12 protein-coding genes and 2 pseudogenes are annotated in these 13,162 nt (G+C 64.0%); 8 read left to right on the forward strand and 6 right to left on the reverse strand.

Features of this window, described 5'->3' with window-relative positions:
• Positions 1-20: 20 nt before the first annotated feature.
• The 8 genes and pseudogenes from H2O14_RS15805 (at position 21) to H2O14_RS15835 (ending at position 7,048) form a co-directional block, all read left to right on the forward strand.
• Positions 21-1,091, forward strand: coding sequence for a class II aldolase/adducin family protein (locus H2O14_RS15805; RefSeq protein WP_182828401.1), 1,071 nt, complete (start codon positions 21-23; stop codon positions 1,089-1,091).
• Positions 1,088-2,352 (forward strand): annotated as a pseudogene (locus H2O14_RS15810) (FGGY-family carbohydrate kinase). Before H2O14_RS15805 ends, H2O14_RS15810 begins: the two are co-directional and overlap by 4 nt.
• Positions 2,349-2,936: pseudogene (locus H2O14_RS15815) on the forward strand (TIGR01459 family HAD-type hydrolase); the annotation flags it as partial. The pseudogenes H2O14_RS15810 and H2O14_RS15815, both read left to right, overlap by 4 nt.
• Positions 2,937-2,973: 37 nt before the next feature.
• On the forward strand, positions 2,974-3,189 hold the full coding sequence (locus tag H2O14_RS27565) for an HAD hydrolase-like protein (RefSeq protein ID WP_246697619.1): 216 nt from the start codon (positions 2,974-2,976) through the stop codon (positions 3,187-3,189).
• A 373-nt stretch (positions 3,190-3,562) separates the two neighbouring features.
• Positions 3,563-4,603 (forward strand): FAD-binding domain-containing protein, encoded by a 1,041-nt coding sequence (locus tag H2O14_RS15820; protein ID WP_210275460.1) that lies wholly within the window; start codon positions 3,563-3,565, stop codon positions 4,601-4,603.
• Positions 4,604-4,619: 16 nt separating this feature from the next.
• Positions 4,620-4,967, forward strand: a complete 348-nt coding sequence (locus H2O14_RS15825) for a thiol-disulfide oxidoreductase DCC family protein (RefSeq protein ID WP_182828402.1) — start codon at positions 4,620-4,622, stop codon at positions 4,965-4,967.
• Positions 4,968-5,004: 37 nt separating this feature from the next.
• Positions 5,005-6,282, forward strand: coding sequence for an ABC1 kinase family protein (locus tag H2O14_RS15830; protein WP_246697411.1), 1,278 nt, complete (start codon positions 5,005-5,007; stop codon positions 6,280-6,282).
• A gap of 289 nt (positions 6,283-6,571) precedes the next feature.
• On the forward strand, positions 6,572-7,048 hold the full coding sequence (locus H2O14_RS15835) for a hypothetical protein (RefSeq protein ID WP_182828403.1): 477 nt from the start codon (positions 6,572-6,574) through the stop codon (positions 7,046-7,048).
• Here the strand turns inward: H2O14_RS15835 and H2O14_RS15840 are convergent.
• The 6 genes from H2O14_RS15840 to H2O14_RS15865 are packed head-to-tail and all read right to left on the reverse strand — an operon-like array spanning position 6,978 to position 13,096.
• Positions 6,978-7,691 carry a hypothetical protein gene (locus H2O14_RS15840; protein WP_182828404.1) on the reverse strand — a complete coding sequence of 238 codons (714 nt, stop codon included), beginning with the start codon at positions 7,689-7,691 and terminating at the stop codon, positions 6,978-6,980. The genes H2O14_RS15835 and H2O14_RS15840 overlap by 71 nt on opposite strands.
• A gap of 58 nt (positions 7,692-7,749) precedes the next feature.
• Positions 7,750-8,709, reverse strand: a complete 960-nt coding sequence (locus H2O14_RS15845; protein WP_182828405.1) for a carbohydrate kinase family protein — start codon at positions 8,707-8,709, stop codon at positions 7,750-7,752.
• Positions 8,710-8,712: 3 nt separating this feature from the next.
• The gene (locus H2O14_RS15850; protein ID WP_182828406.1) at positions 8,713-9,756 is read right to left on the reverse strand and encodes an ABC transporter ATP-binding protein; all 1,044 of its coding nucleotides are present in this window, start codon (positions 9,754-9,756) and stop codon (positions 8,713-8,715) included.
• Positions 9,757-9,759: 3 nt separating this feature from the next.
• The gene (locus H2O14_RS15855) at positions 9,760-10,602 is read right to left on the reverse strand and encodes a carbohydrate ABC transporter permease (RefSeq protein ID WP_182828407.1); all 843 of its coding nucleotides are present in this window, start codon (positions 10,600-10,602) and stop codon (positions 9,760-9,762) included.
• Positions 10,602-11,537, reverse strand: coding sequence for a carbohydrate ABC transporter permease (locus H2O14_RS15860; RefSeq protein ID WP_246697412.1), 936 nt, complete (start codon positions 11,535-11,537; stop codon positions 10,602-10,604). The genes H2O14_RS15855 and H2O14_RS15860 overlap by 1 nt, the downstream gene beginning before the upstream one ends.
• The gene (locus H2O14_RS15865; protein WP_246697413.1) at positions 11,537-13,096 is read right to left on the reverse strand and encodes an ABC transporter substrate-binding protein; all 1,560 of its coding nucleotides are present in this window, start codon (positions 13,094-13,096) and stop codon (positions 11,537-11,539) included. The genes H2O14_RS15860 and H2O14_RS15865 overlap by 1 nt, the downstream gene beginning before the upstream one ends.
• Positions 13,097-13,162: the final 66 nt, after the last annotated feature.

The raw sequence follows: 13,162 nt of genomic DNA on the forward strand, positions 1-13,162 counted from the left end.
AGGGTTGAGGAGGAGCTCGCATGCCTTCAGGCGTTGGGCAGGATTTCGAGGGCTTTCTCGCCCTGTCGAGGGATATCGGCCGTGATTTGCTGAAGACGCAGGGGGCTGGGGGCAACACCTCGTTCAAACGAGACGGGAGGATGTGGGTAAAGGCCTCTGGCACGTGGCTTTCTCAGGCGGCGGAACGCGACATCATGGTGCCCGTCGAGATCGCGCCGCTGGTGAGCGCCTTGCGCCAAGGCGACCCTCGCGCGGAAAAGGCGACGGATTTCGTCATTGCCGACCTCAACGGCTCCGGCCTGCGTCCGTCGATCGAGACGAGCTTTCATGCCGCTTTGCCGCAGAGAGTGGTCGCCCATTACCACTGCGTCAACACGATCGCGCTGTCGGTGCTCGAGGGGCGCGATGCGCTGATCGCCGAACGCATGGCCGATCTGCCCGACCTCACTTGGGCCGTCATTCCCTATCGCCGGCCCGGCACGCCGCTGGCGATGGAGATCGACCGCGCGGCCGGCGACCGTCCGGATGTGCTGATCCTCTACAACCACGGCATCATCGTCACCGGCGAGACGGTCGATGACGTGCGCGAACGCATCGATAGGGTGACGTCCGCGCTGGCGATGCCGGAGCGTGCGGGAACCCAGGCGGATTTCGCCGCGCTGCGCCAACTGGCGGAAGGATCCGAATTCCATGTCGCCGAAGACGCCGGGAGCCACAAAACCGCGCTGGATGCGGTCAGTCTCGCCGTCGCGACCGGGGGCTCGCTTTATCCCGACCATGTCATCTTTCTCGGTGTGGAGATCGGGGTGCTCGCAGAGGGTCAACCAGTCGCCAGTTACGCCGCTGGACGACGGGACGCAGGTCGGCCGATGCCGAAAATGTTGTTGGCGCCGAACAAAGGGGTGCTGCTCTCCAATGAGCTCACCGCCGGCGGCCGGGTCATGGCGCGTTGTCTCGCCGAGGTTTCTTCCCGCATTCCAGCTGGACGGAGGCCGGTTTATCTCAACGGCGCCCAGGAGCATGAACTGACCCATTGGGAGGCCGAACAATATCGGCAGGCGCTGGACCGCAAGGCGAGCCTGAAGGCATGACCCCGGCCCACGCCATCGGCATCGATCTCGGCACGTCGGGTGTGCGGGCCGCGGCCTTGTCCGAAGACGGGGCGGTGCTGCATCTTGCCGCCTTCGCCTATGACGATGCGCGAGCCGGACGAGATCCGTCGTCATGGTGGCGCGGGGTAGAATTCTGTCTCGTCGAACTCGCCGGGCGCGTTTCGCTCTCCAGCGTCCGCGGCCTTGCAGTCGACGGGACCTCCGGCACGATGCTGGCCGTCGACAAAGATGGGCGGCCGCTCGGCGACGTCCTGATGTATAACGACACCTGTCCTGACATGGACATCGTCGCCCGGATCGGAGACGTCGCTCCGGATGGCAGTCCGGCTCGCGGCGCGGCCTCGGCATTGGCGAGGGCGATCTACTTGTCGCGCCGCGACGGCGTTCATAAGGTCGTTCATCAGGCCGACTGGATACTCTGGCGGCTCGGCCTGGGCGGCGCGGCGTCGGACGAGAACAATGCGCTCAAGACGGGCTATGATCTCGAAGCGGAATGCTGGCCGGACTGGCTCGAAGGCGTCGGCATGGATGTCGACCTGCTGCCGCAGGTCCACAGAGCGGGCGCCCCGATTGCCGAAATCGGCCCTTCGGGGCAGCGCTTCGGCTTATCCAGCAATGTCATTCTGCACGCAGGCACGACGGATGGCTGTGCGTCCTTCCTCGCCACAGGCGCACGTGAAGCCGGCGACGGGGTGACGGCGCTGGGCTCGACGCTGGTGCTGAAGCTCGCTTGTCCTTCACCGATCAGTTCCAGCGTCTATGGCGTCTATTCGCATCGCGTGCTGGGCTTCTGGCTGGCGGGTGGCGCGTCCAACTCCGGCGGCGCGGTGATCCGCAGCCTGTTCGACGCCGCCGCGTTTGCGCAACTGACCTCCGCGCTCGATCCCGATCATCCCACCGGGCTCGACTATTATCCGCTGTTGCGGCCGGGCGAACGGTTTCCCATCAACGATCCGACCCTTCCGCCCCGGCTCGTTCCGAGGCCGGCGCACGACGCGACCTTTTTCAGGGCGTGCTCGAAGGCATCACGGGCATCGAGAAATCAGGCTATGATCGGCTCGTCGAGCTCGGCGGCCCGGCGCTGCGCTCCATACGCTCCGTCGGCGGAGGGGCCGCCAATGCAGGCTGGACGCGGATGCGCGAGCGCGCGCTCGGGGTTCCATGTCTCGAGCCGCGCTCGGCGGAGGCGGCGGTCGGCGCGGCGTTTCTGGTGCTGTCGGGACAGGAGCGTCAGGCATGACGCTTGCCGTCTCCGTGGGTCTTCATCAACTGGCGTTGCGCTACGACACTTTCTTCATCGATCAGTTCGGCGTGCTGCGCGACGATCGGTCCGCCTATCCCGGCGCCAATGAGGCTCTTCTCTATCTCAAGTCGCTCGCCAAGACCGTCATCATCCTCTCCAATTCCGGCCGTAGCGGGGTCTACAACGCGCAGCGCTTCGAAGGCATGGGATTTGACCGGGCCGGCTTCGATCATTTTGTGACCTCGGGCGACGTGGCCTACGATGTGTTGAAACGGGAGAACGGCGCGTCCGCCGCTCCGAAGAATTGCCTGACGATATCGAGCGGGGGCGACCGCAATTTATCCGACCGCCTCGGCTACACCGCCGTCGCGGATGCTGCGCATGCCGATCTCGTCATCGTTTCGGGCAGCGATGCCGAAATCGTTCCGCTCGATGTCTATCGGGACATGCTGAGGCCGGCCGCCATGCGCAACGTCGCCTGCTATTGCACCAATCCGGATCGTCACAAACTGGCCAACGGCGCCACTGCGCCCGGCGCCGGCAGCATTGCAGGGCTCTACGAGGGGCTCGGGGGTAAGGTTCGCTGGTTCGGGAAGCCGCATCCTGACATCTACGAACATGCCCTGTCGCTGGCCGGGCCCACGATCCGGCGATGTCGTCTGCATCGGCGACAGCCTGGAACACGACATTGCCGGCGCCAAAAGCGTCGGCTTGGCCTCCTGCCTGGTTCGCACGGGGATCCTGTCGGGCGCGTCGGCGAAAGACCTGGAGTCGTTGGCCGCCCGATACGGCGCAACGCCGGATTTCGTGATGACCGAGTTCAAGAAGGGTTGACGTCGCGACCGGATTCTCGGTCATCACGACCCGTCGATTGCGGATCGGGACAAGGCGTTTTCCCCATGTCGGCGACCCTGCGCAGGCGAAATGGGATGTCGCTCCTTCCAGTCCGAGACGCTCCTGGTCCACTCTGTTGCGTCTTTCGTAGAAAGGGTTCGGCGCATCCGTGGGCGATCGGCGCGTCGAGATAGAGACCTGCCCCAAACCAACTGAAACTCAGTTCCTCAGGCATCGGCTTGACCATGACAGACATCAGCTTCCCTCTCAACCGAGCCGATGCATTTCATCGTCTGAAATCATTTGCGCCGAAGGCGGAAGCCACTATGCGCGGCTGCGCAACCAGGATCATGGGCAAGGCGCACATGTGCATGTGTCGCGGCTTTCGGCGGCGTTGCGCCGACGGCTTGTGAGCGAGGAAGAAGTCGTCGAGGCTGTCCTGTCGCATCATGATTTTGCATCGGCCGAGAAATTCGTCAGCGAGGTGTTCTGGCGGAGTTACTGGAAAGGGTGGTTGGAGCAGCGTCCGTCTGTGTGGAGGGACTACCTCTCGGCCGTGAGCCGGGCGAAGGACCGTCTCGATGCGTCTTCCGATCTGAAGACCCGCCATGAGGCGGCGATTGGGGCGCGAACGGGCATCGATTGTTTCGACGGGTGGGTGGAGGAGCTCTGCGACACGGGCTATCTTCACAACTGGGCTCGCATGCAGGTCGCCTCGATCTGGATTTTTACCCTGGGCCTGCCGTGGGAGCTCGGCGCCGCCTTCCTGTTCGACCGGCTGATCGACGCCGATCCCGCGTCCAACACATTGTCGTGGCGCTGGGTGGCGGGACTGCACACTGCAGGCAAAGCCTATCTCGCCGATGCCGAACGCATCCGGTCGATGACGGAGGGTCGTTTTTCGCCGAGGGGATTGGCGCGCGCGGCGATCATTCCCACCGATTGTCTGTCGACACCGCAAGCCTGCGCCATTCGGCCCGTTGCATGCCCCGATCCGTCCGCGCCGACTTTGCTTCTATCGACCTCGGAAGACCTGTCGGTGGAGTCGGCGGCGGAGTGCCGCGGCCTCTGCGTCCGGGCGATCGCCTTCATCGACGGCCGCGACGATTGGGATCGGATCGCGCTCGCCGACGGCGTGCGGCGCGTTCGCCAAGCCTGGCCGGAAGCAGAGTTCCTGGGCGTGGTCGATCCGGCTCATCTGCCGGAGGCCGCGCATGCGGCGGGATGCACGCAGATTGCGACCGCCTTTCTTCCCGTGGGACCGATGGCGGACACCCTCGCGCCGCTGCATGCGGAAGCGGGGTCGGCAGGGAGTGGCCTTCACAGAGTTTATGCGCGACTGGGACCGGCGCATATGGCCGCATTGTCGAAAAGGCTTCTTCGCGCTCAGGGAGAAAATCCCGCAGCTGATTGACGGTGGGAGATCCTGAATGGCGCCGGAGGTAACCGTGTTTTTCGATGGAGCCTGCCCACTCTGCAGGCGCGAAATCGCCCTGATGCGCCGGCTCGATCGCCGCGGCGCGATCCGTTTTGTCGATGTGTCCGGCGATGCGACGACCTGTCCGATCGACCAGAAGTCGCTGCTCGCCCGCTTTCACGCTTCGGAGAATGGACGGCTCTTCTCGGGCGCGCGCGCCTTCGCCGCCATGTGGCGGGCGATCCCCATTCTCCGGCCTCTGGGCCTGCTGGCGGATCTGCCCTGGGCGAGGCCCGTGTTCGAAACTGCCTATCTCGGCTTCCTCCGCATCCGTCCCCATCTGCAGAGGTTGGCGTCATGAGCGGCGAGGATCGTTACCGTCCGGTTCCCGGGGTCGATTGAGCCGGTTGGCGGCGCTCGGCCAGATCGCCGGCGGCATTGCCTCAGGCGTGGTGTCCGAAGGGCTGAGCCGCCTGGCCAAGGGCGAGCGACCGCATCTCCGCGATCTTCTGCTGACGCCGTCGAACGCCCGCAAGGCGGCGGATCAACTGTCACGTATGCGCGGCGCGGCGATGAAGCTCGGTCAGATGGCGTCGCTCGACCCGGGCGAGTTTCTGCCGCCGGAAATGCAGGCTATCTTTTCCCAACTGCGGTCGTCGGCGCATTTCATGCCGCCCGGCCAGTTGTCCGCCTGCCTCGCAAGCGCCTGGGGGCCGGATTGGCGACGTCATTTCAGCCAGTTCGACATGACGCCGGTGGCGGCCGCATCGATCGGGCAGGTGCACCGGGCCGTGCTGGTCTCGGGCCGCGCCGTCGCGGTCAAGGTTCAGTATCCCGGCGTCGCCAGGAGCATCGATGCCGATATCGACAATGTCGCGACCTTCCTGCGGCTCTCCGGTCTTGTTCCTGCGGGCGTCGATCTCGCGCCGCATCTGGCCGAAGCCAAGCGGCAACTTCACGAAGAGGCTGATTATCTTCGCGAGGCCGATCAGATGCGCCGCTTTCGGACGCTGCTGGCAGGGGATGCGCGCTTTGTGGCTCCAGCTCCGGTGGAAGACCTTGTTCGCCCCACCGTGCTGCCGATGGATTTCGTCGATGGCGTTCCACTGGAACGCCTCGCCGCGGCGTCGCAGGCGACGCGCGAGACGGCCATGCGGGCGATGGCGGACCTCGCTCTGTCGGAACTCTTCACCTTCGGCGTCATGCAGACCGATCCGAATTTCGGCAATTATCTCTGGCGACCGGAGGACGGGCGCATCGCGCTCCTCGATTTCGGCGCCGTGCGGCCCGTATCGTTCGACAGCGCGGACGCCTATCGGGTATTGTTGCGGGCCATATCGAGCGGCAGCGTCGACATGGTGCGCGCAGCTCTCGTCGACATGGGCTATCTCTCTCCGGCGCAGGTCGCTCGTCACGGCCGCGCGCTCGACGAGATGACGGCGACGCTGCTTCATCATACGCTCAAGGCGCCGGACGGGCTGGTGGATTTCGGCGATCGGGGGCCGCTCGTCGCGGTGCGGGAGAGGGCGCAGCCGATCTTCGCGGACCGGTCGCTCTGGGCGCTGCCGTCTCCGGACAAGATGTTCCTGCAGCGCAAGATCACCGGCATGGCGCTTCTCGCGATGAAACTGCGTGTTCGGTTGCCGGTTTTCGACATGCTGTCGGACTATGCGTGACCTGGCGGCGCTTCGGCGATGAAGGCTTCTTGGAAAGAGTAAAGCGCGGGGCATTCCTCGCTCCGGACGGTTCAGAGCCTCCGCAGCGTTTCATCCTTCGACGTCGCCTCCGGCGAAACCATCCAGTCGCCGATCCGCGAGACGAAGGAGGCCGGCATGAACCAGTTGGGTTCGTAGCCCAGCATTTTCTGCAGGAAACCCGCGGCGAAGCGCCGTTCTCAAGGGCGTTTTCCCGGAAGGACCACCAGGACCGGATATTGCCGATGTCGGGCGCGACATGAGTTTGCAGATGGAATTCCTGCTCCATCGCCGCGGCGTGCACGGAAAGGCAGAACATCGTGCAGACATAGCCTTCGGGCCAGAAGGCGCCGGGCGCGTCGGCGTCCTGCTTCGTCGCGGGGCCACGCGCCTTGATCGGCATGTCGGCGATCAGTTCGCGAAACATCAGCGAGGCGGCAAAAGCGAAGAAGGCCGGCCGCTCACTCTTGTCGCTGGGCCTTTGGCGGTCGATCATCTCGAGCCAGCGCACGAAGACGGCGGCGATCTTGGTTTCTTCGATTTCGAAGTCGCAGCCGAGTTCGTCTTCCTGTATCTCGACAAACCTCAGAAATGCGGCCTTGAACCACCGAAGCCGGCGCACAGCGACGCGATAGGGCTCGTTGGTGGGCGGCAGAGTCGCGATCGGTTTGATCGGGTCAGACATTGTCTGCATACTTCGCATAAAGCGCCGACAGCGCGCCCGCGTCCCTCGCTGCGCAAGCCGTGACGATCTGTCGGGCGAAGACCTGGGACAGGTCGATGGCCGACATCAGCGCCATCTCCTGGTCCGCCTCGTCGCGTGGCGATTGCAACCAGAGAAGCACCGCGAAGATCGTCACCGTCGTCGCCTCATGTCCACTCAGGGACGGATCTCCGCTGATGACGGGTCCTTGAAGCACCTGCGCGTCGATCAGGGCGAAAGTCAGCGCCGCCGCCACATCGGCGCCGGAAAGATGCCGGGAGGCGTCGACAGTCGCCAGGAACGCCTTGCGGGCGGCTGCTTCGCTGACGAATACGCCGGAAAGGCACATCCGCGCCGCCGCGAGCTTCAGCGCTGGATAGATGGTCGCGGCGAAAAGGGTCGCGGGCTGCTCCTGCGCGGCGAGATCTGCGAGAAGGATGTCGGAGTCTGGTTCCGTGCCGATCATGGATTTGGCCAGCACCGACATCTGGGCGTTGACCTTGTGGCCCAGCCCCATCATCTCGTCGAGGACGGCATTGGCGAAATCCGCCGCCGGCTTCGGCAGCCGTTCGGTCGTCGCGCGCGATTTCAGCGCCTCTCCGCCGCGCTTGACCATGAAGCGGATGCCGCGCAGCATCTCGCGGAGCGGAACGGGATCGATCAGATTGGGCCGTGGCGATGTCCCCACTTGTCAACTCCATTGCAGACGAAGAGAACATAGTTCAAAGCCGCCGGATGGGGAAGCCTCAGAGCGGAGGGCGACGCGTCGTCCGCCGCATGAATTCGAGCGTGGATTGATAGTCGCGGACGCCGGCCTGGCTGCCGAGTCCCGTCGCGTTCTGCGCAGATGACGCCTGACCGAGATCGACGGCCGCCGGAAGCGGAAGACCCTTCATCAAACCGGTCGCGAAGCCGCCGTTGAAGCAGTCCCCGCAGCCGCAGGTGCATTTCACATCGACGTCATAAGCCTGAGAGCGGATCTCCTGGCCGTCGCGGTCGAGATAATAGGCGCCATTGCCGCCCATCGTGAGGATAACACTCCTTGCGCCGCGATCAATCAGGAACTGCGCCAGCTCGCGATTGCCGGTCAGCCCCGACAATGCCGCCGCTTCTTCCTCCGACGGCAGGAAGTAGTCGGTATAGGGAAGGAGCGCCTCGACCTTTGGAAGGTCCGCCTTGGTCGAGGCGAAAACGTCGAGCGTGGTGATGACGCCGCGACGCCTGGCTTCCGCCATGATTTCGCGGGTGCGCCCGCTGTCGTCCATCCGGTTCATCAGGCCGACGCCGCCGACATGCAGGATCTTCGTGTCCAGGAGGTCTTCAATCTCGGAATCCTCGATGAAGAAGCCGTCCGTCGCGCCGCGCTTGTGCAAGGCGGGACGCTGGCCGTCGGGCCGGGTGGTGACGACGGAGGAGGAGGTCGCAAAGCCCTCGCATCGGCTCATCAGCGAGATGTCGATGCCGAAGCTCGCAAGCTTCATCAGCACCCAATCGCCCATGTCGTCATGACCGACGCCGCCCACGGCGCGCGCTTTCAAACCATGCTTGGCGGCGACGATGACGGCGCTGCCGGCCGCGCCGGACACGGCCAGCGTGAACTCGTCGACGAAATAGGTGTCGCCGCCCGGAGGTATGGCGGTGACGGGACGGCAGAGGGCGTCGAATGTGATGAAGCCCATCGAGGTGTAGTCGAATTTCGGCGCCATGATTTAACCCCGTATCCGCTGTCCGGCCTGGTCGAAGAAGAACGTGTTCGCCAGATCGAAGCTGATGCCGATCGGGGCGTCGATGTCGCGACGAAACTGTCTGTCGGCCTTGACCTCGATCTGCCTGGCGCCCGCCGCGATGGTGAGATAGGTGACGTCGCCGGTCGGCTCGACGCCATAGACGGTTCCGTTGATATATCCGCCTTCCGTCACGCGGCAGTCTTCGGGGCGGATGCCGAGCGTCACCTGTCCGGACACATAGGCGGGGCAGGGCGCGGAGACGCCCGGCGCGTTGAAGGCGCCTCCGCTTGCTACGCCCTCGATCAGGTTCATCGGCGGGCTGCCGATGAAGCCGGCGACGAAAGTGTTGGCGGGGTCGGAATAGATCTGGTCCGGCGTGCCGACCTGCTGGATCACGCCCCGGTTCATGATCACGATCCGGTCGGCGAGCGTCATCGCCTCGATCTGGTCATGCGTCACATAGACGGTCGTCACCTTCAGCTGGCGCTGCAGATGCTTGATCTGCACCCTCATCGAGGCGCGGAGCTTGGCGTCGAGATTGGACAAAGGCTCGTCCATCAAGAAGACCTGTGGCTGGCGCACCACGGCGCGGGCGAGCGCCGCGCGCTGGCGCTGGCCGCCCGACAGCGCCGACGGCTTGCGATCGAGATATTCGCCGAGCTCCACCATGGCGGCGGCGTTGCGGATCATCTGGTCGTGCCTGTCGGCGGGGATCTTCCGCATCCGCAGGGGAAAGCGGATGTTCTCGTAGATCGACATGTTGGGGTAGAGCGCATAGCCTTGGAAGACCATGGCGACGTCGCGGTCGCGGGCGTCGATATCGTTCATCACCTCGTCGCCGATGATGACCTCGCCTTCGCTGGGCTGCTCCAGCCCGGCGATCATCCGCATGGTCGTGGTCTTGCCGCAGCCGGAAGGGCCGAGCAGCACGAGGAATTCCTCGTCTTCGATGTCGAGCGACATATGCTGGACGCCGATGAAGGCGCCGTATCGCTTGACGATGTTCTGAAGCTTGATCGAACCCATGGCTTATCCTTTCACAGCGCCCATCGTCAGGCCGCGCGACAGATGCTTCTGGATGAGCACAACCAGGATCAGGATCGGCGCAAAGGCGAGGAAGGAGACGAGGGCTATGGCATTGTAAATGACGCCGTCGGAGCCGCCGGTGAAATTGGCGAGCGCGACCGACATCGTATAGGCGTTCTCGGTGGAGGCGAGAAGCAGCGTGAAGAGAAACTCGTTGATCGCGAAGATCGCCGCGATGACCGCCGCGGTGATGATTCCCGGCAGACAGGCGGGGATGATGATCTCCCGAAGGATCGTCAGGTCGCCGGCGCCGTCGGTGCGGGCGGCGTCTTCCAGCTCTTTCGGAATATCCAGCATGTAGCTGCGGATGATCCAGGTCACCAGCGACAGGTTGACGGCGGCATAGACCAGCATCAGCGCCCAGACGGAATCGAGCAGGCCGAGCTTCTTGAACAGGAAGAAGATCGGGATCGCCACGATCGCCGGCGCCATCATCCGGGTGGACAGGATGTAGAAGCCGATGTCCTCGCGCCCCTTGAACTCGTAGCGGGACAGCGCGAAGGCCGCCGGGATCGCCAGAGCGAGATCGATGATCACCGAGCCGGTGACGGCGACCAGCGAATTGCGCAGATATTTGCCGATCGGCCAGTCTTCCAGCAAATGACGCCAGGCGTCGAGCGAGAAGGTGGGAAAGTAGATCGGCGATGTCGTGATGATCTCGGTTCTCGGGCGGAAGGCGATGGTCATGAACCACAGGATCGGGGCGAGGCAGACGAGCGCCCAGGCGCCGAGCACGAGGTAACGGATCAGAAGGCTTTCGCCGCGGGTCCTACGTACGGAAGCCATCAGCTCTTCCCCGAATGGAAGGCGCGTTTGACGATCGTCTGCGCCAGGACAATGGTGATGATCAGCATCAGGACCGAGGCGGCGGAGGCATAGCCGAAATTGAACATGCGGAAGCCGGTGCGATAAATGAAGTAGCTCATGGTTTCCGTGGTCCCGCCCGGCGTGCCCTGCGTCATGATGAAGACATTGGCGAACATGGTGGTGATGTCGATGGCGCGAAGCGTGACCGCCACCACGATCACCGGACGCATCATCGGCAGCGAGATGTTCCAGAAGATCGCAGGCCAGGAGGCGCCGTCGAGACGCGCTGCCTCTTCGATTTCCTGGTCCTGTCCCTGGAGCGCCGCGACGAAGATGATGAAGAGAAATGGGGTCCACTGCCAGACATCGGCGACGATGAGCGTGAGGCGCGAAAGCCAGATCGAGCCGAGCCAGTCGACGTTGCCGCCGACGACGCCGATACGCATCAGGAGATCCGAGATCACCCGCCCGTCATTGAAGGCCAGCTTCCAGATGAAGGCGACGGCGGACGGCATGAACAGCATCGGCATCAGGAACACGATGCGCCAGCCGCGAACCATGGGATCCCGATAGGCGAAATAGGCGATGGCCAGCGCGATCACCGTCTGCAGGCACAGAGAGATGCCGCCGATGATCAGCGTATTGCCGAGCGCGGCCCAGAATTCCCGATCCTGCAGAATCTCGACGTAATTGTCGAAGCCGGCCCAGGTCCATTTGACGAATTTGACGACGAACAGGCTTTGGTAGATGGCGAAAACGCCGGGATAGAGCGTGATCGCCAGAAGGTATATCAAAGCGGGCGCGACGAGCAGGTAGGGGAAGGCGGCCCGCAGCAGGGGCGAACGTCGCTTATACGGACGCGCAGGGGCGGCGCGATGCGCCCCTGCGGTCTGGCTGCTTGCGTAAGTAGCCATCATCGCCTCAGAACGGCAGCGGCTTGCCGGCGCCGACATACATGCCGGGCGCGACATCCGCGTAAGCGACCGGCGCCTTGCCGCCCGAAAAGCCGTTCTTCTCCATGATCTTCTTCCAGGCGGCCTGGCCGTTTTCGAGCGCTTCCTTGGCGGAAATCTGGCCGGTGACGGCGCGGTTGATCTCGTTGCCGAGCGCCTGCTCCATTTCGAACATGCCGGGCAGGCGCGGGGCGCACCAGGCGTGTTCGAGGCTGTTGGCCCAGACTTCCATCGGCTGCGATATGCCGCGCAGCTTTTCGTTGCCGAGCACCGAACGATAGCCGGGGGCGACGCCGTTGGCGTTGGCTTCGTTCATCGCCATGATCGAGGAGGTGGTGAGGAAGGCGAGCATCAGGAAGGCGCCCTCCGGGTTCTGCGAGGTGGCGGCGACGCAAGAAGTCGAGCCCGCTGTTCGGCGGAGCGAAGACGCCGCCCTCGATGCGCGGCTCATAGATGGTGACAAAATCGTCGACGATTTTCGATTGGTCGGGCCGCATGGCTTGCGTTCCCGAATCCTGCCAGCTGATATTTGTCGCAACCTGGCCTCCCAACCATGCGGCGCGGTTTTCGCCCCAGCCTGCGCCGGAGGTCCCCTCGATCGCATTCTTCTGCAGCGCCATGATAATGTCCATGGCCTTCATGCCGGCGTCGGAAGCGAGCTGTGGATTCCACTGCTCGTCGAACAGCTTCAGCCCGGCCTGAGCGCCGATATGCTCCCAGGTGTAGGTCGACCAGAAGCCGCGGGCGAGCATCATGCCGAGGCCGGCCACGCCGCCGCCGAGCTTGTTGGCCTCGCCGCTGATGCGGATGAGTTCGTCATAGGAGGCAACGGACTTGGATTTGTCGATCGGTCCGCCGAGGATCTTTTCGACGATCGACTTGCGCAGATGCACCATCTGGATATCGCAGTCGAAGGGAATGCCGACGAGCTTGCCGCCGAAATAACCGTAGTTCAGGCGATAGGTGTCGTAGAAATCGTCGAGCGGCAGCTTCCACTTGGCGGCGTAGTCGTCGAGTTCGGCGAGGAAGCCGGGAGCGGCGAAGTCGCCGAGCCAGGGCGAGAAGAACTGCAGCGCGTCGAAGGACGCGTTGCCGGAGACGAATTCGGCGACGGCCTTGTCATAGAAGCTGTCGTCCGGGATCGGCACGAGTTCGACCTTGATGCCGGACAACGCTTCGAACGGCTTGAGGCCCTCGGCGGCGGAATCCTGGTCGGCCGCGCCGATGGCGAAGCGAACGGTCTTGCCGGACTGCTCCGACCGGACCTTTTCCCAATCGACGGTGCGGATCCAATCCTTGGCGGGATCCCAGAGCGGATCTGAGCTGAGCTTGTAGAGCTTGCGGTAGTCTTCACGCACGTAGCCGTCGACCGAGATCTTGTCGAGGGTCGCCTGGATGTCGGGCAAGTTGGACTGCGCGAAAGCCGGCAGCTTCAGCCCGGCCGCGCCTGCGGCGAGACCCACCGTGGCGGTCGTGCGCAGAAACGAGCGGCGAGATACGCTTTGTTTGAACAATGTCATTGTCGGAATCCTCCCAAACGTCACTCTCCCGAGTGACCGGTCTTTCAGGCTGACTATCGAGACGCG

This window comes from Rhizobium sp. G21 (assembly GCF_014158035.1).
In the GTDB taxonomy this organism is placed as follows: domain Bacteria; phylum Pseudomonadota; class Alphaproteobacteria; order Rhizobiales; family Rhizobiaceae; genus Rhizobium_E.